The 20,665-nt window shown below is 68.8% G+C and carries 16 protein-coding genes; 9 read left to right on the top strand and 7 right to left on the bottom strand.

From position 1 onward, the window contains the following. Positions 1–79: 79 nt before the first annotated feature. Positions 80–1,417, bottom strand: coding sequence for a serine/threonine protein kinase (locus QHF89_RS26440; protein WP_136967759.1), 1,338 nt, complete (start codon positions 1,415–1,417; stop codon positions 80–82). Positions 1,418–1,560: 143 nt separating this feature from the next. Beyond that, positions 1,561–3,549 (bottom strand): DUF4215 domain-containing protein, encoded by a 1,989-nt coding sequence (locus tag QHF89_RS26435; RefSeq protein WP_284720958.1) that lies wholly within the window; start codon positions 3,547–3,549, stop codon positions 1,561–1,563. 773 nt (positions 3,550–4,322) lie between these two features. Between QHF89_RS26435 and ygfZ the strand changes: the two genes are divergently transcribed. After that, positions 4,323–5,246: a CAF17-like 4Fe-4S cluster assembly/insertion protein YgfZ gene (gene ygfZ / locus QHF89_RS26430; RefSeq protein ID WP_136932460.1), complete on the top strand. Its 924-nt coding sequence runs from the start codon at positions 4,323–4,325 to the stop codon at positions 5,244–5,246. Positions 5,247–5,322: 76 nt separating this feature from the next. On the opposite strand, the gene QHF89_RS26425 is transcribed toward ygfZ, so the two are convergent. From QHF89_RS26425 to uppS, 3 genes are all read right to left on the bottom strand, one after another. Next, positions 5,323–6,648 (bottom strand): Glu/Leu/Phe/Val family dehydrogenase, encoded by a 1,326-nt coding sequence (locus QHF89_RS26425; protein ID WP_136967760.1) that lies wholly within the window; start codon positions 6,646–6,648, stop codon positions 5,323–5,325. Between the two features lie 183 nt (positions 6,649–6,831). After that, positions 6,832–7,662 (bottom strand): phosphatidate cytidylyltransferase, encoded by an 831-nt coding sequence (locus QHF89_RS26420; RefSeq protein ID WP_136932458.1) that lies wholly within the window; start codon positions 7,660–7,662, stop codon positions 6,832–6,834. Between the two features lie 2 nt (positions 7,663–7,664). Continuing rightward, positions 7,665–8,441: a polyprenyl diphosphate synthase gene (gene uppS, locus QHF89_RS26415; protein WP_136967761.1), complete on the bottom strand. Its 777-nt coding sequence runs from the start codon at positions 8,439–8,441 to the stop codon at positions 7,665–7,667. A gap of 77 nt (positions 8,442–8,518) precedes the next feature. On the opposite strand from uppS, the gene kal/cle reads away from it, so the two are divergent. Next, positions 8,519–9,856, top strand: coding sequence for a bifunctional 3-aminobutyryl-CoA ammonia lyase/3-keto-5-aminohexanoate cleavage enzyme (kal/cle, locus tag QHF89_RS26410; protein ID WP_136967762.1), 1,338 nt, complete (start codon positions 8,519–8,521; stop codon positions 9,854–9,856). 37 nt (positions 9,857–9,893) lie between these two features. After that, positions 9,894–12,407, top strand: coding sequence for a hypothetical protein (locus tag QHF89_RS26405; protein WP_136967763.1), 2,514 nt, complete (start codon positions 9,894–9,896; stop codon positions 12,405–12,407). Between the two features lie 39 nt (positions 12,408–12,446). Here QHF89_RS26405 and QHF89_RS26400 read toward each other — a convergent pair whose 3' ends face one another. After that, complete coding sequence (locus tag QHF89_RS26400; protein WP_284720957.1) at positions 12,447–13,046, bottom strand: sigma-70 family RNA polymerase sigma factor; 600 nt, start codon at positions 13,044–13,046, stop codon at positions 12,447–12,449. A 398-nt stretch (positions 13,047–13,444) separates the two neighbouring features. Continuing rightward, positions 13,445–14,545, bottom strand: a complete 1,101-nt coding sequence (locus QHF89_RS26395; RefSeq protein ID WP_136967765.1) for a peptidoglycan L,D-endopeptidase MepK — start codon at positions 14,543–14,545, stop codon at positions 13,445–13,447. A gap of 204 nt (positions 14,546–14,749) precedes the next feature. On the opposite strand from QHF89_RS26395, the gene pilM reads away from it, so the two are divergent. The 6 genes from pilM to QHF89_RS26365 form a co-directional block, all read left to right on the top strand. Beyond that, on the top strand, positions 14,750–15,808 hold the full coding sequence (gene pilM / locus QHF89_RS26390; protein WP_136932452.1) for a type IV pilus assembly protein PilM: 1,059 nt from the start codon (positions 14,750–14,752) through the stop codon (positions 15,806–15,808). Continuing rightward, positions 15,805–16,443 (top strand): PilN domain-containing protein, encoded by a 639-nt coding sequence (locus tag QHF89_RS26385; protein WP_136967766.1) that lies wholly within the window; start codon positions 15,805–15,807, stop codon positions 16,441–16,443. The genes pilM and QHF89_RS26385 overlap by 4 nt, the downstream gene beginning before the upstream one ends. Beyond that, positions 16,443–17,087 (top strand): type IV pilus inner membrane component PilO, encoded by a 645-nt coding sequence (locus QHF89_RS26380; protein ID WP_136932450.1) that lies wholly within the window; start codon positions 16,443–16,445, stop codon positions 17,085–17,087. The genes QHF89_RS26385 and QHF89_RS26380 overlap by 1 nt, the downstream gene beginning before the upstream one ends. After that, complete coding sequence (locus QHF89_RS26375; RefSeq protein ID WP_136967767.1) at positions 17,084–17,713, top strand: pilus assembly protein PilP; 630 nt, start codon at positions 17,084–17,086, stop codon at positions 17,711–17,713. Before QHF89_RS26380 ends, QHF89_RS26375 begins: the two co-directional genes overlap by 4 nt. A gap of 45 nt (positions 17,714–17,758) precedes the next feature. After that, positions 17,759–20,059, top strand: a complete 2,301-nt coding sequence (locus QHF89_RS26370) for a type IV pilus secretin PilQ (RefSeq protein ID WP_136967768.1) — start codon at positions 17,759–17,761, stop codon at positions 20,057–20,059. A 405-nt stretch (positions 20,060–20,464) separates the two neighbouring features. Next, positions 20,465–20,665 (top strand): hypothetical protein (locus QHF89_RS26365; protein ID WP_284720956.1); only part of this gene is annotated, 201 nt, incomplete at its 3' end.

The raw sequence follows: 20,665 nt of genomic DNA, 5'->3' as shown, positions 1-20,665 counted from the left end.
ACATCGCTCGAAATCCTTCTGGATTCCTCGCTCCGTCGCCCTAGCTTCGGGGCGCTCGCGACGATAAGTCCACAGGCTGCTAGAGGGTCTTGAGCTGATCATAAAGGGATGACTTGCTGGCTGGCTTGGACGGAGCGCTGTGCGACGGAGCTTTTCCGCGAGGCGAGGCCGGAGCGCTAGCAGCCGGCGGGGTCGGGAGCGCCGACGCCGTGGCCGTGACCGCGGCCGTGACCGCCTCGGGGGTCGTCAGCGGCGCCTGCGGGGACGGCGGACGCTCGGGGGGCGCCACGTTCGCGCTCGCGGCCGGGGCTGCATTCGCGGTTTTGGTTTCCTCCTGCGCCGGACGCCGCGCGACGAGGACGACGAGCGAGGCGCCGAGGAGCAAGGCCACGAATGCGACCACGATGGCCATCCAAGGGGCCTTCGAGGTCTGTTTGTCCGAGGCGGGCCCGGTCGGGATTCCGGGCGCCGCGACGAGGGCCGGGGAACGGAGCACCTCGGAGGGCGCGGGCGCCGGCAGCGCCACGCCGAGGGACGCCGCGAGCGCGGCGATCTGCTCCGATGCGCTCTCGAACCTCACCGCGGGCACGATGTCGGTGGCCCGGGCAAACCACGCGTCGAACGCCTCGGGCAAGGTGACGCCATATCGCTTCGCGCGCTGCGTCGGCGGCTCCTTCGCGCCCTGCATCATGGTCATCAGGAACGAATAAACGGTCTCGCAGGTCTTCGCCTCCTCCCCCCAGTAAGGCTGCCCCACGAGGAGTGCATACGCGATGTGCCCGAGCGCATACAGGTCGGAGCGCGGGCCGATCGTCCCGTCCCCCGTGATCTGCTCGGGCGACATATAGGGCGGCGTGCCGAGGTTTCGGGTTTGTCGGTCGGCGGCTTCGCTTTGCGCGACGATCTTCGCGATCCCGAAATCGAGGACCTTCACGCGCGGCGAGCCGTCGTCGCGGTGCGTGACGAAGAGGTTCTCGGGCTTGAGATCGCGGTGGACGATGCCCGCCGCGTGGGTTTTGTCGAGCGCGCGCGCGACCTGAAAGAGCAGCGCCACGATCTCCGCCGGCGCGAACCGGCGGCGCTCCTGGAGGAGCGTCGCGAGGTCGTCGCCCTGGAGCAGCTCCATCGTGAGGAACGGCGCGCCCGTGTCGGGATCCACGCCGGCGTCGAAGGTCTCGACGAGGTGCTCGCTCACGATGTCCGCGGTGATCGTGGCTTCGAGCTTGAACCGCTCGCGCATCTCGGCGTTCTGGATGATGCTCGGCAGCATCACCTTGAGCGCGCGCCGCCGCCGCGTCTTGAGGTCGACGACCTCGTACACCGCGCCCATCGCCCCGGCGTTGACGGAACGCACGATCTGGTAGTGACCGTGGAAGATCGCGCCTTCCGGCAACTCCGCTCGTGAGAGGGTGTTCACGCGAACACCATCGTACCCTGGTCCCGCGCGGCGGTTCAAGAAGGAGGGAGCGGCGGGGACCTGCTGTCACCGACGAATGCGAGCGGGCGCGGTTCCGTGGGGCACGATCGCGGCCACGATTGCCCGCGCCCGCGGGCCGGGTTTCACTTGGGCGATTCCATCACGCATTTCTGATCGCAGCCGTCGCCGGGCGTCTTGTTGCCGTCGTCGCACGACTCGAAGCCCGCCTGCACGATGCCGTCGCCGCAGCGCGGCCCGAGCGTGCAGCCCGCGGCGCATTCGCCGTAGCCGCCGTCGTTCGTGCCGTCGTCACAGAGCTCGCCGAAGAGGCTGTCGATCTGGCCGTCGCCGCAGGACGCGCCCATCTTGCAGCCCGGCGCGCACCCATTGCCGTACGGGGTCAAATTGACGCCGTCATCGCACTCCTCGTTGCCCTCCGGCTGCAAGATGCCGTCGCCACAATACGGGCCCTTCTTGCAATCGGGGGTACACGAGCCGTAGCTGCCGTCGTTCGTGCCGTCGTCGCAGGCCTCGTTCGGGGTGAGGACGCCGTCGCCGCAGACGCTCTGGCAGGTCGATTTCGTGTTCACGAAATTGGAGAGCGTGAGACGGTAGTTCGATTGCGACGTGTGCCGCTCGGCCTGGAGCACGACGGTCTCGTAGATCTTGCCGAGCTCGAGGCCGAGCTCCGCCGCCTTCGCCGCGTTGAGCAAGACGCCGCCCGTCTGCGCCCCGTGCACGCCGCCGAGGTTCACCGCGAGGCGCTTGTTCACGAAGACCCACACGTCGTCGTCGCCCGTGAAATCGAGCTGCTCGTTGCCCTTGTACTCGAACCAGTACCGGACCTCGCTCGTGAAATGGAAGTTGTTCGCGTTCCCCTCGTTGCCGAAGGCGATGCCGTTCAACGGGAAGAACGTCGAGTCGTCGAACCGGTACGCGCCCGACGGCAATTGCGTCAGCGTGAGCTTCTGCAGGACCGTGTAATTCACGCCCGCGACGTCGCGGTACCATTGATCGAAGTTCGCCTTGCCCGAGGTGGTCGGCGTCGTCGGGTTGCCCGCGTAGACGGGCTTGCCGTCCGGGCCGAGCATCGACTGCACGATCCCGAGGTCGTTGCCGCTGAAGTTCTCGAAATCGGGGTGCGCGATCTTGAAGTCACGCAGGACGATCGGGATCTCCAGCGTGTTGCCCGCGTTTTGCGCGACGTCCTGGCAGGAAAAACCCGGCTCGATCTGGCAGGTCGAGGAGCAGCCATCACCGTCCGCGCTATTGCCGTCCTCGCATTGCTCGTTGTCGCCCGGGAGCTTGAGGCCGTCGCCGCAGGTCGACTTGCACGCGCCCATCGTGCAGTCGGGCTCGCGCTGGCAGAACGGCGTGCAGCCGTCACCCATGTTGTTGTTGCCGTCGTCGCAGGGCTCCTTGCCCTCGACGATGGCGTCGCCGCAGACGGTGGCCTTGCAGGGCATGCCAGGCGGGCAAACCCATCCGATTTCGAGCTGGCAATTCGCGTCGCAGCCGTCGCCGGCCACGGCGTTGCCGTCCTCGCACTCCTCCTGGCCCGCGATGATGCTGTCGCCGCACGCGGCCGCCTGGCAAGCCGCGCCGATGAAGGGGCATTGCCAGCCGAGCTCGACCTGGCAAAGCGCGTCGCAGCCGTCGCCCGGCGCCGCGTTCGTGTCGTCGCACGTCTCGGCGCCCGTGACCTTGCCGTCGCCGCAGACGACCGTGCTCACGCAAGCCATGCCCGGCATCGGGCACGCGTAATCCTTCTCGATCGCGGTGCAATCGTTCGAGCAGCCGTCCCCCGCGTCCACGTTGCCGTCGTCGCAGACCTCCCCCGGCTCGATGACCCCATTGCCGCACACCGGGCCACAAGGCCCGCCGTCACAATCACCCCCGCTGCCCCCCGCGCCGCCCACGCCCCCCGCGCCGCCAGAGCCACCGGAGCCAACGAAAAACCCCCCGTCCCCGCCCTCGCCCCCGCCGCCGGCGTTCCCACCGTCGGGCGCGCCGCCGCTCCCCGTTCCGCCGGGCGTGCCGGGGGACTCGCCGCCTCCGCAGCCGACGGCGATCGCGCCGGCCAGGGAAACGGCCGCGAGGGGGAAGAAGATCAAGGCGTGTTTGCGTCGCATGGGGAAGCTCCTTTGCCAGGGGTGGTGTCCGCAGAGGGCGGGACGATCGTGGAAGATACCGCAAACGGGGAGGCCGGGGGGACCTCCGGCAAGCCCTTGACGGGTTCGCTGGCTCGCTCGAGGGCGGAGCGCGTGGGGGCGACGACACCCTCGTCAGACCGGATTGCTATTCCCTATCCCGACAGCTCGCATGCGCACGAACGTCGAGCCACGGGCTATCCGCAAAAGCAACCCGATCCAGCCGGACGATGTCCCCCAACGAGGCAAAGAGCTCGCCAGGCAATGCGTCGAGCGTGATGGGATGGCCGGGAGCCGCTATGAGTTCGTACGCATGCATCGACTCTCGTGAAGTACGATGGACATCGCTCCAATCGTAGACAAACAGGCCCCGCTCTGCGAATGCGACAAAGTCATCAGGTCGCACGACTGTGATCAAGAGCCGGGCGCCGGAGACACGGGGCAATTTCCAAACTTGCTCCTCGATGTCCTCCACGGGCATAGGGTCGGTATTGAGCGCCTGCACGGGGATCGGACCCGTCCCTCCCGTAACAAATGCACCGACATGCCCATCACGATCTGTAGCCAGCCAGACGCAGTCAAAGCCATCCGGATACGGTCTCTCCATCGCGCACGCACCTTCCTCGCGCCAAGAGCATCACACCCGTGCTCGCCCGTCGCGGGGTCCTTGACGGGTCCGCTCGCTCGCTCTAGCCCGGAGAGCCCCCGAGGCCTTGCCCCGCTCCCGTCCGAACCCCCATGTTCCTCCGAGCCCCATGAGCGAAACCGACATCGACCCCCTGCGCCGCGCCCTCGCCGAAGGCGCGCTCCTCCTCCGCGCCCCCGAGCTCGGGACGCTCTCGATCCGCGGCAAGGACCGGCAAACCTGGCTGAACGGCATGATCACCTGCGACCTCGCGCCGCTGAAGGCGGGCCAGGGCGCCTATGGGTTCGCCGTCGCCAAGACCGGCAAGATCCTCGCGGAGCTGCGGATCCTGATCGACGACGACCGCCTCCTCGTGGGCGCGCCGCGGGATCGGATCGCGCCGCTGATCGAGCACTTCGATCACTACGTGATCATGGAGGACGTCGAGCTCGAAGACGTGAGCGCGGAGGTCGCGTGGGCCGTCGCCCATGGCCCCGGGGCGAAGGATCTCGCCTCGCTCGCGCGCGCCTACGGCGCGATCGCCGCGGCCTCCGTGGACTCGTCGGGCAAGGGCGGGGCGCTCTTCGCGTTCGAGCCGGCTGCGGTGGATGTCGCGCTCGAACGCTTGGAGCGCAAAGGATCGGCGCCCGCGCGGCTCGCGGAGGAGGCGGCGTGGGAGGCGCTCCGCGTGGAGATCGGCCTCGGGCGCTGGGGCAAGGACTTTTCCGAGGAGAACTACCCGCAGGAGGCCTCGCTGGAGCCGCTCGCGGTCTCGTTCCAGAAGGGCTGCTACCTCGGGCAGGAGGCCGTGTTCATGCTGCAAATGCGCGGGCACGTGAAGAAGAAGCTCGTGCCGATCTCGATCGAGGGCGACGCCGAGGTGCCCGCGTCCGCGGAGATCACGGACGCCACCGGCAAGGTGATCGGCGCCGTGACGAGCGTGGCGAAGGGGCCCGAGGCGGGTCGTGTCCTCGCGCTCGGGTACGTGAAGTACAAGCACGCGACGAAAGGCACGGCGATCTCGGTGTCGGGGCGGCCGGCCGTCGTTTCCTGAGCGATCGGCCCAAAAAAAGCGGCGCGCGGATCGAGATCTGCGCGCCGCAAAGACGGCCAGCCCTATCGGGATTGGATCAGGGGAAGATGTCGCGCTCGCCGTAGGCCGCGGCGATTCGCTGAAGCGCGACGGCGTAGGCCGCGACGCGCATCGAGCACTTCTTCTGCCGCGCGAGCTCGACGACCTCGCGGTAGGCGCGCTGCATTGCCTTCTCCAGGCGCTCGTCGACCTCTTCGAGCGTCCAGTGCTCCGAGCGCTTGTTCTGCACCCACTCGTAGTAGCTGACGGTCACGCCGCCGGCGTTCGCGAGCACGTCGGGCAGGATGTCGATGCCGCGATCGATCAGGATCCGCTCGCCCTCGGGCGAGCAGGGGCCGTTCGCGCCCTCGGCCACGAGCCGCACCTGGAGCGACTTCGCCTCGTCGATGCCGATCTGGTTCTCCAGCGCGGCCGGGATGAAGATGTCGGCCTTGATCTTGAAGAACTCCTCGCGGCTGATGGTCCTGCCGCCCGGATACCCCGCGATCGAGCGGTTCTTCTTGACGTAGTCCTGGAGCTTGTGGGGGTTGAAGCCCTCGGGATTGTAGAGGTACCCCGAGTGATCACCGACCGCGATCGTCGAGGCGCCGAGCCGCGACAGGATGAGCGAGGTGAACGAGCCGACGTTGCCGAAGCCCTGCACGATGAGCGTCGCGCCGCCGAGCTGGAAGTCGCGCTCCTCGGCCCACTCCTGGATCGTGTAGACGAGGCCCTGGCCCGTGGCCTTCTCGCGGCCGAGCGTGCCGCCGACGGCGACCGGCTTGCCCGTCACGACGCCCTTGACCGACTGGCGGAAGAGGCTGCCGACGGTGTTCATGTACGTGTCCATGGCCCACGCCATGGCCTTCGCGTCCGTGCCGACGTCCGGCGCCGGGATGTCCGTATCCGGGCCGATGTTCGAGCCGAGCGCGTGGAAGAACCGACGCGTGATCCGCTGGAGTTCGTCGCGCGAGACCTTGTTCGGGTCGAACTTGACGCCGCCCTTGCCGCCGCCGAGCGGCAGGTTCATCAGCGCGCACTTCCAGGTCATCATCGCCGCGAGCGCCTTCACGTCGTCGAGCGAGACGCCCTCGTGATAACGAATGCCGCCCTTGTACGGGCCGAGCAGGTTATTGTGCTGGACCCGGTAGCCTTTGAAGAGCCGGATCGAGCCATCATCCATCTTCACGGGGAAGTTGATGATGATCTCGTTCTTCGGCTGGCTGAGGATCGTCTGGATGTACTCGGGCAAATCGATGACGCGGGCGGCCTCGTCCAGATAGCCCTGTACGACCTTGAAGAACTCGTACTTGTGGTGCTTCTCGACAGAGGCGGGCGGCACGCTCAAGGACCCGGCTGTGCTCACCGTCTGTTGGTTATCCATGGGTGGCCGTTCTAGTCCGTGCCAAAGCCCAAATCCATTTTTTGTTTCGCGGTCCCGCGCGCGCGCCGCGCGTCATTCGCCGATGACGCGCGTCATCGAGTCTTTTGCGAAAAAATTGCCATTTGTGCGCTGCAACATCACGCCCGGGCGACGGCGCGCGTCATTGGGTGGTCACTCGATCGATCAAGGTCGAGGCCAGAAGAAGAGGACGTAGATGTATGTAAACGTCCCGGTCACCATCAACGCATCGACACGATCGAGGATGCCGCCATGGCCGGGGACGATGCCGCCCGAGTCCTTGACCCCGGCCGATCGCTTGATCATCGACTCCGCGAGATCTCCCGCCTGGCCGAGCGCGCCTGCCACGAGGCCGAGCACGATCGCATGGTTCAAGGGCAAACTCTTCAAGTAGAGATAGTGCCCCGCGAGGGCCCCGACGACGGCCGCCACGAGCCCGCCGACCGCGCCCTCGATCGTCTTCTTGGGGCTGACCGCCTCATAGAGCTTGTGTTTGCCCAGGAACCGGCCCGCGAAATATGCGCCGGTGTCGCTGAACCACGAGAGCGCGAGCGCGAGCACGACGAATCCCGGTCCAGAATCGCCGCCGTCGCGCCGGAGCATCGCGAGCGAGCCGAGCCCACCCCCGAGCCAGAGCGGGCCAAACCCCATCGCCGCCGCGCGCAGCGCCGCCGTCTCGATCGAGCCGAGCCGCGCGAGCGTGATGAAGAGCGCGATCGTCGGCAGCAGGAAGACGAGCGTCACGAGCACGCGCGCGTCGGTGCCGAAGAGCCAGAGCACCGCCATCACGCCGAGCGTGACGCCGATGCCGAGGTACCGCGATACGGCGTCCTCGGGATGCGTCATGCCGAAGAACTCGATCGCGCCGACGAGGAGCGCGACCGCGAGGAAGAGCGCCCAGCCCCACGGGGGGCCGAGGTAGAGCAGCGCAAGGATGGCGGGGATGCCGACCAGCGCCGAGAGGAGGCGCGTCGCGAGATTGCTACGGGCAGCCAAGGTCAAACCCTCATCGCCCCGCCGTCGAGGGGCGAAGCCGTGCGCGGAGACGTAGCATGCGAAAGGACACGACCGAAGCGCCTCTCGCGACGCTGGTAGCTGGCGAGCGCCTCGAAGAGGTCTTCTTCCTTGAAGTCGGGCCAGAGGACGTCGGTGAAGGCGAGCTCGGCGTAAGCCGCGCCGAAGAGCAGGAAGTTCGAGATCCGATGCTCGCCGCCCGTGCGGATGATGAGATCCGGCTCGCCGACGCCGAGGCTCGGCAGGCGCGAGGCGATCGCGCGGGTGTCGATCGACGACGGATCGAGTTTGCCCTCACGCGCCTCGGTCGCGAGGTCCCGCGCCGCCCGCGCGATCTCCTCCTGCCCGCCATACGAGAGCGCCAGCGCGAGCGTCATCTTGCAGTTGTCCCCCGAGGCCACGCGCAGCGGATCGAGCGCCTCCCGCACGAACGGCGGCAGCCGCTCGAGGTCGCCGATCGCCACGAGCCGGATCTCGTTGTCGAGGATCTCGTTGCGCTCCGTGACCAGAAACTCCCGCAAAAGCCCCATCAGCGCGTCCACTTCACCGATCGGCCGCGCCCAGTTCTGCTCGCTGAACGCATAAAGCGTCAGCGCGGTCAGCCCGAGCCGCCGCGCCGCCCGGACCACCCTGCGCACCGCCGCGCTGCCGGCCTTGTGGCCAGCCTCACGAGGTTCGCCGCGCAATTCGGCCCAGCGGCCGTTGCCGTCCATGATGATCCCGACGTGGTGTGGCAGGTTGCTCGCGTCTACGTACGTCATCACTGTCTCGAACGCCCGAGAGGCGCCGCGCAGTTTCCCCTGTTGACTACCGACTGTCGACTGTTGAGTCTCCCGCCATGAGCATCGGCCTAGGTTTGACCGTCACGCTTCGCGTCCGTATCGGAGCCCACGACGCCCACTACGCGGGCGAGCTCGTCGATGGGGCCCGGATCCTCGGCCTCTTCGGTGATGTCGCGACGGAGCTGCTCATCCGCCTCGACGGCGACGAGGGCCTCTTCCGCGCCTACGAGGCCGTCGAGTTCCTCGCGCCTGTCCGTGCTGGCGACTACATCGAGGCGACCGGCGTCATCACGAAGGTGGGCAACACGTCGCGCACGATGGCCTTCGAAGCACGCAAGGTCGTCGCGAACGTGCGCGATCCAGCGCTCTCGCCCTCCGCGGCGGACGCGTTCGCCGAGCCCGTCGTGGTCTGCCGCGCGATCGGCACGTGCGTGGTGCCGAAGGATCTGCAGCGTCGTCCGCGCCTCGTGCTCCCCGCGCTCTCGTCGCCCGGCCCCGAGCTCGTGGCCAAGCTGCCCGAGCCCCGCCCGATCATCACGCCGCCCCCGCACGTGATCGTCACGCCGCCCGAGTCGCCGCTCGTGCTCACGGCCGCGATCGTGGGCGCCGAGGTGACGCGCGCGCATACGCCCTACCTGCCGATCACCGCGCAGGAGCTCGCCGACGAGGCCGCTCGTTGCCGCGACGCGGGCGCCGCCGTGATCCACCTGCACGTGCGCAACGCCGACGGCACGGCCTCGCAGTCGACCGAGCTCTTCGGCGAGGCGATCGGCCGCATCCGTGAGAAGACGGACGTCATCATCCAGACCTCGACCGGCGGCGCCGTCGGCATGAGCGTCGAGGAGCGGCTCGGCCCGCTCGCGTGCAAGCCCGAGATGGCCACGCTGAACTGCGGCACGATCAACTTCGGCGACGACATCTTCGTGAACACGCGGCCCGACATCCGCGCGATCGCGCGCCGCATCCGCGAGGCCGGCAGCATCGCGGAGCTCGAGTGTTACGAGGTCGGCCACATCCACGAGGCGCTTTCCTTGCTGAAGGAGGGTCTCCTCGGCGCGCCGCTGCACTTCCAGTTCGTCCTCGGCGTGCCCGGTGCCATCATGCCGAGCGAGGAAGTCGTGCTCTTCATGCGCTCGCAGATCCCCGCCGGCGCGAGCTGGGCCGTCGCCGCGGTCGGTCGTTACCAGCGGCCGATGACCGAGCTCGCGATCAAGCTCGGTGGCCACGCGCGTGTCGGCCTCGAAGACAACATCTACCTGGAGAAGGGCGTGCTCTCCGAGGGCAGCGCGCCGCTCGTCGCGCGCGCCGCCGCCTACGCGCGGAGCCTCGGCCGCGAGATCGTCGACCCCGATCGCGCCCGCGTGCTCCTCGGCATCCCCACGACCGCCGCTTGATCGTGCTGCGATCCCAACACCTCCCCGCCCGGAAGCCATGACGTCGCCGCGAGGCACCTTTCTCGATACCCTCGCGGCGCATGCGCGCTCGCGTGGACCGTTCGTCCTCGGGATCGCGCTCGTCGCGCTCCTGATCCGCGTCGCGACGAGCCCAGCGCCTCCCGCGCGCAGCGTCGAGGCCATCGCGGCCATGCTCGGCGCCTCCGTGGGCGGCTCCGTGCGGCCCGAGGATTTCGTGTGGGAAGAGCGCGGCGGTCTGGTGCACGACGCCATGATCGGCCGCCGCGTGCTCTTCCTGGCGGCGCGACCGAGCGGCGCGGATGCGGCGCCGACGAACGATCTTTACCGCGCGGAAGTACGTATCTCGCGCGGCGGTCGGCCGGTCGAGGTGCGCAGGGTCGTCAACCTGACGAACACGCCGCTCGGGCATGAGCACGACCTCGCGGCCCACGGTCGCTGGGCCGCCTACGCCACCAGCGCGGACGGCGTCGTCCAGGGGATCACGATCCTCGATCTCGCGGGCGACGCAGCCTCGCAAGCCGCGCGCACCCGGAGCGAGCGCTTGCGCGCCGCCGTGGAGAACTGGCTCTCCGAGGGCGCGCTGCGTGGCATCGGGGAGATCGCGGTCCTCTTCGGCGCGCCGCCCAAGGAAGCGCGCTTCGAGCTCACGGAGGACATGCTCGTCATGGCCCTCGGCGAGAACGCGCTCCCCGCCGCGGTGACGCTCGCCGACGCCTCCGTGAACCCCGGCACGCGCGACGAGCACCTGCTGTCGGCGCAGCGCCTCCCACACGACGTGACCCCGTGGTCGCGTTTCCTCGAAGAGACCACGCGCGAGGCCGTCGGCGAGGGCGCCGCCGGCCGCGTGAAGCGGATCGTCACGAGCGTCCGGACCACGGCGATCCACCTGCGCGAGGGCACCGCGTCGCCGCCGCCCGAGCTGCCCGCCGCGCCGCCCACCGAAGTGCCCTCGGATGAAGGCTTCCCGCCGCCTCGCGTGGCCACGAAGCGCGAGCGGACCCTGCCCGGCGAGGGCCTGTGGCTCCCAGCGCCCGCGCCCTTGCCGATGAGCAAGCCCGAGGTGCCGCCCGCGATCTTCACGACGCTCGTCCGCCCGGATCCCGATCGCCCGCACGCCGTCGTGCACCTCGTCGCGATGGACGGCCGGCGTCTCGAACTGCGCCCCATGCCCGGCACGCTCGCGCCGCGCACGCCGACGGGCCTGCGCGGCGAGGGCCGCATCCCGGCTGCCGACGTGCCCGCGGCCGTCGCCGTGTTCGCGGGGGGGCCGCCGGCAAACGCGCCTCCGCTCGGCCTCGTCGTCGAGCGCCGCGCCTTCCTGCCGCCGCGTCCCGACGTCTCCACGCTCGCCGTGGATCGCTTCGGCCGTCCCTCGATCGGCGCCTGGCCCTTCGGCGCGGACGTACCGCCGGGGATCCGCTCCCTCCGGCAAACCGGCGCGCCGCTGGTCACGTCCGGCCACGTCGGAAAACTCTCCGAAGCCGACGCGGTCCTCGCCGATCGCTCCGCGCTCTGCGTGACCGAGGCGGGCCACCTGATCTACGGCTGGGGCGAGGCTCTGCCCGCCGAGCTGCTCGCGCGCGCGCTCGTGCTCGCCGGTTGCCGCGAGGCCCTCCCGCTCGCGACGAGCCCGGATCCCACGGGCATCGGCTTCTTCCAGCGAACGGGTGACGAGATCGGCGCGCGCACGCACGTGGCCGGCATGTCGCTCCTCCCCGAGCGCGCGCTCTCCGGCTCGCCCACGGAGCTCGTCTACGTCGTCGTGCGCAAGGCGAACCCGGATGCGCCGCTGCCCGAGGGCGTCGCGTGGGAGCCGGATCCCGGCACGCAGCCCACGCCGCTCTGGCAACCGGGCATCTACACGGCGACGATCTCCAAGCTCGGCGCGCAGGTGCGCCTCGCGTGGTTTGCCCCCGAGCGCTTCACCTTCCACATCCGCGCCGGCGAGAAGGAGCTCTCGCACCGCTTCGGCGGCACCTTCCCGGCCGCGCTCTCCGATGCCGAGCGCCCCCACGTCCTCGCCGCCGCAGGCCTCGGCACGGGCCGTCGTAAGGCTCCGCGGGGGCTCGCGATCGACGGCTCCATCGGCCTCAAGTTCGGCCCCGGCGCGGGCGTGCTCGTCGTCGGTGACGGCCCCGTGCGCATCGACAAGAGCGAGGCCTTCACGCCTACGCCCGACGCCGACGCGAGCGAGCTACCACTCACCGCGGACGAAGGCCGCCCCCTGCCCGAGGCGCGTGTCGTCGGCTCGATGCGCCCGCGCGCGGCCTTGTGCGCGCTCGGCGACGGCGCGGTCCTCCTCGCATCGACGACCTTCGACACCGACGAGGCCACGACCGAGGCCCTCGTGGACGTGGGTTGCGCGCGCGTCGTGGCGCTCGATCGTGGCGCGCACTTGAACGCCTTCGTCCACCGCGCCGGCGGCGATACGGGGCCCGAAGCCCGGTACGAGCAGACGACGCTCTACGTGCTCGAGAGTCCCATGCGGGGGCGCGCATCCGCGCTGGTGGGTCCTCCAAAAGCGAACTAGGTCGCCCCTCTTCCGCGCGGGAAAGGGGAGGGGGCGTGGCTAGGCTGCGGCGCGCTGGATGAGGATCTTCAGCCGCCCGAGGGCGCGCGCGTGGAGCTGCGACACGCGCGGCTCGCTCACGCCGAGGTGCGCGCCGATGTCCTTCAGCTTCACGCCGTCGAAGTAGTGCATCCCGACGATCTGCCGCTCGCGCTCGGGGAGCTGCTCCATCGCTCGGAACAACGCGCGGTACGACTCGCGGGCCTCCAGGGCTGCCGCCGGGTCCTCGTCCTCGGCGACGAGGTGCACCTGCTCCTCGACCGGCGTGAGGTCGTGCAGGCTCACGAGGCACGTCGGCCGCGCGGCGCCCGACTCGCCTTCGCGCGCGGCCGTCACGGCGGCGCGCCGGCGCCGGCTCAGCCAGTCCTGCGCGCGCAGCTCGTCCACCACCGCGCCGCGGATGCGCATGCGCGCGTACCACTCGAACGTGTCGCCCCCGTTGCCGCCGTTCCTGCGGAGCGAGTCGAGCAGCCCGAAGACACCTGCGGCGAGCAGATCGTCTCGCAGCACGTTCGCCGGCAGCCGCCGCGCGATCTGCGCGACGATCTGGTTCACGAGCGGCAGGTAGCTCTTGAGCGTCTGCGGGCACACCGGTGCCATGCTTCCCTCCGGGACGGTCCGCGCGCGTCGAGGCCGCACATCGGACATCGGGGCCTCGGGAAGCGAGCGGCGACCGACCATGCTGGCGGGCTCTTGCGGGGCGCAGGGCGACACCATGGCCGTGCACCCGCTCAGATCCGCCTGGGCGATGACGGTCGCGTCTCGTTCCTGAACATCCTGACGGTGGAAGTAGGACTGCTGCATCTGTTCAGGGACCTCGTGATGTAAGCAACGTTCGTGGCACATCCTTGTGAGGTGGCAAGGAGCGGCTCGTCCCAAACGTACACTGGTCCCGTCCTCCAGAGAAGGACCGCAAACGAATCTACACCACGCATTCTGCACCAGGAAATTCCCTTAGACTATCAGGAAAATCCCTCAGGTTCCCGACCGAAGCTGGGTCAGTCCTGACCCGCCTTCGGCGAGTTTCGAGGCGTCGGATCCTGCGTGCTGGAGTTTCCAGTTGAAGGATCAACGACTTGCGAAGGGGGGGGATGGGGTTCCCCGGACCCACCTCCCTGCGCGGAGGGGGTGGGTTGCGTTTCTTTTCCTACCCCGGCGGGGGGAGGGGTCGCGCCCGAAGGCGCTTGATCCACGTCCGCCGTCGATTCGTCTGCCGATGCCTGGGCCACGGGGGAATCGTAGCGGGGGGCCTCACCGGGTCTGGAGTAGTCGATCCAGAAGGCCTTCGTGGTCCGGACGTCGAGGTGAACGAATGTGCTGTTCGGATAGTAACCTACACCAGCATTGCGGAAGGTCCGACAGAAATCGCGCAGCATCGTGTTCGGAACACCCTCGATGCTGAAATCGATGGCCCTGCCCAGGTTGTGGTTCGAGTGCTTGGTGTACTGGGTGGGGGAGTAGGGCCGGAACCCACTCGTGATGTGGATCGTACGCCCACCGAAGTGATCGCTGACCATGCCGAGCAGCGTGGCGAGGCGAGGATCGATCGCGGTCTTCGCGCCCGAAGGCCCGTGCCGCATCATCTTGCCGAGCCCCGTGAGCGCCGACGGCACGAGCCGCCCGTGCTTCGTGAGGAGCTGCGTCTCCAGACGCTCGCTGCCCCGTACGATCTTCACGAACCCCGGCCGCTTCGGCTTCATCACGAGCGGCTCGGGCTTCGCCGGCTTCGGGTCGCCCTTCTTTTTCCCCTTGCCAGCGGCGGCGCTCTCCTTCGCGTCTGCCTTCTTGCCGTCCTTCGCCGCTCGTTGCGCCGCCGCCTTCTTCGCGGCCTCCGCTTCTTTCCCCTTTTCGGGGATCACGAGCTCCTGCCCCGGCTTGAGCAGCTGCCCGGGACGGAGCCCATTTGCCGCTCGGATCGCGTCCACCGTCGTGCGATACCGCTTGGCGATCTGGACGAGGACCTGACCCTTGGCCACGACGTGAACGACGTCCCCTGCCTCGGCGTATACGGAGAGGAGCGCTACCGCCGCGCCGGCCATCAAGGCCACGCAGCGGAGCCGGAACGAAGATCGAGCCGGTTTCGAGGCGTTCGCGTCCATGTGTGATGTATTCAACGTTGCTCGGGGGTTCGATACGGCCACGCACCCAAGGCTGTCTTACCTTCGGTACGCGGAACCGATCGATGCGTAAAGCACTATTTTGGCCGTGGATTGGCGGGGGTGCGATGCTGGCTCGGAGCCCCCTCCCGGGGTTTGGCCGGCGGAGCCTCCGCGCGCCGCAGTAACGAGGACCAGGACGGATCGATGGCGGACGGAAACAACCTGGTGGGCGTCGACATCGGCTCGAGCGCCATCAAGGTGTGCCAGCTCAAGGAAGGACGCAAAGGGCTGTCGTTGGTCCGGGCCGGCTACTGCCCGCTGCCGCCGCAGAGCATCGTCGACGGCCACGTGATGAACGCCTCGGCGATCGTCGCGGCCGTGGGCCGGGCGCTCGCGGACGCCAAGATCAAGCAACGCGAGGTCGCGCTGAGCATCAGCGGCCAGGCCGTGATCATCCGCAAGATCACGGTGCCGCTCATGACCCAGACCGAGCTCGACGAGCAGATCCAGTGGGAGGCGGAGCAGCACATCCCCTTCGACATCAAGGACGTGCACGTCGACTACGAGGTCCTGCGCCGCCGCCCCGAAGCAGGGCAGATGGATCTCCTCCTCGTCGCCGCGAAGCGTGAAGAGGTCAGCGACTACCTGGAGGTCGCGCGCCAAGCCAAGCTCAAACCCCTCGTCCTCGACATCGACGCCTTCACCGTCCAGAACCTCTTCGAGTACGGCCGCGGCATCCCCGCCGATCAGACGTTCGCGATCATCAACGTCGGCGCCTCGCTCACCTCCATCAACATCGTCTCGCGCGGCGCGAGCTCCTTCACGCGCGACATCCCGAACGCCGGCAACTACGTCACCGAGCAGATCCAGAAGCAGCTCGGCGTCACGTTCGAACAGGCCGAAGAGCTCAAGTGCCAGAGCGTCGCGCAGCCCTTCGGCCCCACGGCCCAGGTGCCGCCGATCGTCGACGCCGTCTGCGACACGATCGCCGGCGAGATCCAGCGCTCGCTCGACTTCTTCCTCGCCACGAGCGGCGAGCCCGAGATGCACCGGATCTACCTCACGGGCGGCACCTCGAACCTCCCCGCGCTGCCTGCGGCGATCTCGCGACGCTCGCGCGTGCAGGTCGAGATGCTCCAGCCGCTCGAGCGCGTGGCCGTCGAGGGCAAGGACGTGAACGCCGACATGCTCCGCACCCGCGGCTCGCAGCTCTGCGTGGCCCTGGGTCTCGCCATGCGCAAAGACAAGGAGAAGCGCGCGTGATCCGGATCAACCTCCTGCCGCACAAGCGCGGCGCGGCGACGGGGGCCCCGAGCCAGCGCTGGCTGCTCGTCGTGCTCGCCGTGGTGCTGCTCGAGATCGTGGGGCTCTTCCTCTTCTACCAGTCGAAGCGCGAGGAGCTCGACGCGCAGAACCGCACGAACGCGCAGCTCAAGAGCCAGATCGACGACATCAAGCGCATCGTCGCCGACCACGACGAGATCAAGAAGGCCCTCACCGTCCTCCGCGCGCGCGAAGAGGCCATCGCGAAGCTCCAGGCGGGCCGCAGCGGGCCCACCGCGGTCTTGCTCGAGCTCGCGCAGATCATGACGACCGGCAAAGGGCCCTCGGCCGATCCGGACAAACTCGCGCAGCTCCGCAAGGACAACCCCCTCGCCGTCTTCAACCCGGCCTGGGACTCGCGCAGGCTCTGGCTCACGGCCTACCTCGAAGGACAACGCACCGTGCGCATCGAGGGCCTCGCGCGCGACGGCAACGACGTCTACGAGCTCGCGCAGCGCCTCAAGCTCTCGCCTTACTTCTACGAGGTCACGCTCTTGCCCGGGAAGAAGGACGCCGATCAGGTCTCGAAGATCGATCTCGTGAGCTTCGCCCTCCAGCTCAAGGTGAGGTACTGATGGCCGCCAAAGCCCCCGCGGCGGGAAGCTCGTCGCTCGATCGCCTGCCCCTCGCCGGCAAGATCGGCGTTGGCTTGCTCTTCTTGACGCTCGTCGGCGCGCTCTTCTTCGTCTTCGTCTACGAGGACCTCTCGAACGACCTCGCCGCCGCCAAGCAACGCGAAGGCACGCTCCGCGGCGAGCTCCGCGCGGCCGAGGCCGTGAAAGAGGCCTACCAGAAGGACCGCGACGAGAAGATCCGCAGCGAAGCGCGCGCCGAGCAGACGAAGAAGATCCTGCCCGACGATCCCGAGACGCCCGCGTTCCTCGCCTCGCTCCAGCAGACCGCCACCATCGCCGGCGTCAACCTCACGAGCTGGACGCCCGTCGACGAGGTGCCGCAAGAGTTCTTCGCCAAGGTGCCGATGAAGCTCACGCTCACCGGTCGCTACCACCAGATCGCAAAGTTCTTCCACGGCGTGGGACAGATCGACCGCATCATCAACATGGAAGACATCCAGATGAAGCTGTCGCTGAAGAACGGCACGGTGAGGCCTGATCAGCCTGTCGAGCCGGAGGTCACCGTCGAGTGCCTCGGCACCGCCTTCCGCGCGCTCAAGCTCGACGGCAAGGACGGCGCGAAGCGAAGGGGGACCGGGAAATGAAGAGCCCGCGCCCGAAGCTCGCGCTCCTCCTCGTCGCGCTCGTGCCGACCGCGCTCGCCGCCGGCTGCGAAGAGGACGAGTTCTACGTGCCCCCACCGAGCGCGACGCCGCCGCCCGGCGCCGGGCCCGACGGCGGCGTAGGCACGGATGGCGGCGTGTTGGCCGCGAAGAAAGAGCAGCTCGAGCTGCCGCAGCGGGAGTTCGGCGAGGTTGACTTCACCGAGACCGAGAAGAACCGCGACCCGTTCCGCGGCTTCGCGAGTGTCTTCGCGCAGCAGGCCAAGGGCCGCACCGTGGTGCAGCGGACCGTGGTGATCGAGCGGTACGCGCTCGACGAGCTCAAGCTCTCGGGCCTCGTCACGCGCTCGCAGCCCCGGGCGCTCTTCATCGACCCCGCCAACGTGGGGTGGGTGATCAAGGTCGGTGACTTCGTGGGCAAGCCCGAGATCGTGCGCACGGGTGGTCCGGCGGGGATCGACGTGGCCATCAACTGGCGCGTCGACCGCATCCGCGACGGGGACGTCGTTTTTGTTCGCGAGGACCCGGCACATCCGGAAATTGCCCCGGTCACGCGGGTCGTCGCGCTCTTCCCCGAGGAAAACGCGGGCAACGAGGGCCGGCGGTAGCGACGAATTAGGCCCCCTTCGCGCGGTTTGGGTAGCATCGGGCGCATGCTGACGAAACCGCGCTCCGCGATGCTCCTCGGGGCGCTCCTCTCCTTCGCCTCCGCAAGGGCCTACGCCGACGGGAACACGCGGCTCGAGGTACGGGACGTCAAGCTCGCTTCGACGGGGAAAGGCGAGGCTCGCATCTCCGTCACGACGAGCGCGGAGCCGCGCTTCTTCGCGCGCGTCGACAGCGGCGGCAAGCGCCTCGTGATCGACGTCTCGGGCGCCGAGATCAAGGGCGCGCCCGCGGCCCTCACGCAAGGCAACGCGCTCGTCTCCGGCATCCTCACGCAGACCTTCGATCACGACGGCAAGAAGATCACGCGTGTCCTCGTGCAGCTCGCGCGCACGGCGGAGTACCGCATCAGCGCCACGCCCACCGGCCTCGTCGTCGACCTCGCGGCTGCGGACGCGACCGCGCCGATGCGCGCGCCTGCGCCCGTCGTCACGTCGTCCGCGACGCCGAAAACCGAGGAGCGCAAGGCCGAGCATGTCGCCTCCGGCGCGGCGGTGACGAACGTCCGGTACGACCATCAACCCGGCAAAGATCGCGTCACGGTCGAGCTCAACGAGAACGTGAAGTTCTCGCACGTGACCTCGGCGAATGGCCGTTCGATCCTCGAGCTCGAAGGCGCGCGCCTTCCCGACGCGCTCGAACGCAAGCTCGACGTCAGCGCCTTCGGCGGCACCATCACCGCGATCTCCACGTACCGGCGCAAGAGCGATGCGTCGCGTGTCGTCGTCGAGGTCGAGCCCAAGGGCGACGTCGTCGGCGTCGTCGCGCGGGAGGGCAGCACGCTCGTCCTCACGTTCGCGGACAACGCCGCGCACCCGATGCTCAGCGGCGTCGGCGCCGACGGCGGGGCCGCGCGCCGCGTGCGCACGGTGGCGCGGGAAGAGGACGTCGCCGCGACGCCGAGCCCGTCGCGCGCGGCCGAGACCACGGTGGACGGCGAAGAGGCCGCGGGCTTCTTGCCGACCACGCTCGCGCAGCAACGCCGCTTCACGGGCCGGCGCATCGACCTCGACCTCAAGGACGCCGACATCCACAACGTCCTGCGCCTCGTCTCCGACGTCGGCCGCGTCAACATCGTCACGTCCGACGACGTGAAGGGCACCGTCACCATCCGCATGCGCAACGTCCCTTGGGATCAGGCGCTCGAGACGGTCCTCCAGGCCAAGGGCCTCGGCATGGTCCGCCAGGGCAACATGATCCGCGTCGCGCCCCAAGCCGAGCTCAACAAGGAGCGCGAGCTCGACCTCGCGCGCCGCAAGAACGAGCTCGCGCTGGCGCCGCTGGAGACACGCCTCATCCCGGTGAACTACGCCGTCGCCAAGGAGCTCCAGGCACGTGGCAAGGATCTGCTCTCGCCGCGTGGCTCGCTCGCCGTCGACGATCGCACCAACGTCCTCGTGGCGCGTGACGTCGCGGGCAACCTCGACCAGCTCGAAGAGCTCGTGCGCGCGCTCGACACGCAGACGCCGCAGGTCCTCATCGAGGCGCGTATCGTCGAGGCGACGAGCCGCTACCTGCGCGACGTCGGCATCCAGTGGGGCGGCGACGGCACCGTCAGCCCTGCGACCGGCAACCCCACCGGCTTGGTCTTCCCCTCGCAGATCGGCATCACGGGCGGCGCGAGTGATCAGGCCACGCCCACGGGTGGCCTCTCGCCGTTCCAGAACACCGTCCAGAACCCGAACTTTGCGGTCAACTTGCCGGCCACCACGGGCACGGGCCTCGGCGGCGCGATCGGCATGACGCTCGGCTCGATCGACAACACGGTCAACCTCGCCGTGCGCCTCTCGGCGGCGGAGGCGAGTGGCCTTTTGCGGATCGTGTCGAGCCCGCGCATCCTCACGCTCGACAACCGCGAGGCGCGCATCAGCCAGGGCACGCTCATCCCGTTCTCGCAGATCAGCGCGCAGGGCGTGCAGACGACCTTCCAGGAGGCGAAGCTCCAGCTCCTCGTCAAGCCGCACGTCACGAGCGACGGCAGCGTCTCGATGCACGTCAAGATCAACCGCGACGAGCCTGACTTCAACCAGACCTCGGCGCGCGGCGATCCCACGATCCTGAAGCGCGAGGCCGAGACCGATCTGCTCATCATGGACGGCCACACCGCGGTCATCGGCGGCATCTTCACGCGCAACACGGGCCGCAACCTCGATCAGGTCCCCGTCCTCGGCGACATCCCGATCCTCGGCGTGCTCTTCCAGCGCCGGAGGTCGAGCGACAGCCGCAGCGAGCTCGTGATTTTCATCACGCCACGCATCGTCAATCGGGCGGAAGCGCTCGGAAAGTAGCGTTTGTGCGTACAGGGAGCCGCTTGCAGCGCTTGCAAGCGGCTCTTTGCGTGTACCGGGAGCCGCTTGCAACGCTTGCAAGCGGCTCTTTGCGTGTGCAGAGAGCTGCTTGCAACGCGTGCAGACGGCACTTTGCGTGTGCAGAGACCGGTTGCAACGCGTGCAGACGGGTCTTTGCGTGTGCAGAGAGCGGGTTGCAACGCGTGCAGGCGGGGTCCGGTACGCGCAAAAAGCGGATTGCACGCGTTGCAAGCGGGGGATGACAGGCGCGGAGCCCCGAGGGGGTGCGTAGCGCTCGGCAAGTAAGTGGGTTGACAGCTCGCCTGCGAGCCGGGTAACTGCCGCGCCCACATGAATACGACGACATTTCGCACCAGGCGTGAGCCGTTTCTATCTCGGCACGTCTTGTTCGGCCTTTGCAGCACCGTTGCGATCGTCATGATCGTCGGCTGTGACGACACGAGCACGTCCACCTCGTCGGGCACGCCCTCCGCGGGCGGCAGCGGCGGCACGGGAGGCTCGATGCAGGCCGGCGGCATGGGCGGCGTGGGCGGCGTGGGCGGCGTGGGCGGGACGGGCGGCGTGGGCGGCGTGGGCGGCGTGGGC

This window comes from Polyangium sorediatum, from assembly GCF_029946465.1.
Classification (GTDB): domain Bacteria; phylum Myxococcota_A; class Polyangia; order Polyangiales; family Polyangiaceae; genus Polyangium; species Polyangium fumosum.
Note: the sequence above shows the minus strand (reverse complement) of the source record. Positions and strands in the feature narration are given on the sequence as shown.

Excerpts from the sequence above, each read along its gene's own strand:
- pilM (WP_136932452.1), top strand. The coding sequence starts at position 14,750 with ATGGCGGACGGAAACAACCTGGTGGGCGTCGACATCGGCTCGAGCGCC.
- QHF89_RS26405 (WP_136967763.1), top strand. The coding sequence starts at position 9,894 with ATGACGTCGCCGCGAGGCACCTTTCTCGATACCCTCGCGGCGCATGCG.
- QHF89_RS26425 (WP_136967760.1), bottom strand. The coding sequence starts at position 6,648 with ATGGATAACCAACAGACGGTGAGCACAGCCGGGTCCTTGAGCGTGCCG.
- QHF89_RS26400 (WP_284720957.1), bottom strand. The coding sequence starts at position 13,046 with ATGGCACCGGTGTGCCCGCAGACGCTCAAGAGCTACCTGCCGCTCGTG.
- QHF89_RS26370 (WP_136967768.1), top strand. The coding sequence starts at position 17,759 with ATGCTGACGAAACCGCGCTCCGCGATGCTCCTCGGGGCGCTCCTCTCC.
- QHF89_RS26435 (WP_284720958.1), bottom strand. The coding sequence starts at position 3,549 with ATGCGACGCAAACACGCCTTGATCTTCTTCCCCCTCGCGGCCGTTTCC.
- QHF89_RS26380 (WP_136932450.1), top strand. The coding sequence starts at position 16,443 with ATGGCCGCCAAAGCCCCCGCGGCGGGAAGCTCGTCGCTCGATCGCCTG.
- kal/cle (WP_136967762.1), top strand. The coding sequence starts at position 8,519 with ATGAGCATCGGCCTAGGTTTGACCGTCACGCTTCGCGTCCGTATCGGA.
- ygfZ (WP_136932460.1), top strand. The coding sequence starts at position 4,323 with ATGAGCGAAACCGACATCGACCCCCTGCGCCGCGCCCTCGCCGAAGGC.
- uppS (WP_136967761.1), bottom strand. The coding sequence starts at position 8,441 with ATGACGTACGTAGACGCGAGCAACCTGCCACACCACGTCGGGATCATC.
- QHF89_RS26395 (WP_136967765.1), bottom strand. The coding sequence starts at position 14,545 with ATGGACGCGAACGCCTCGAAACCGGCTCGATCTTCGTTCCGGCTCCGC.
- QHF89_RS26375 (WP_136967767.1), top strand. The coding sequence starts at position 17,084 with ATGAAGAGCCCGCGCCCGAAGCTCGCGCTCCTCCTCGTCGCGCTCGTG.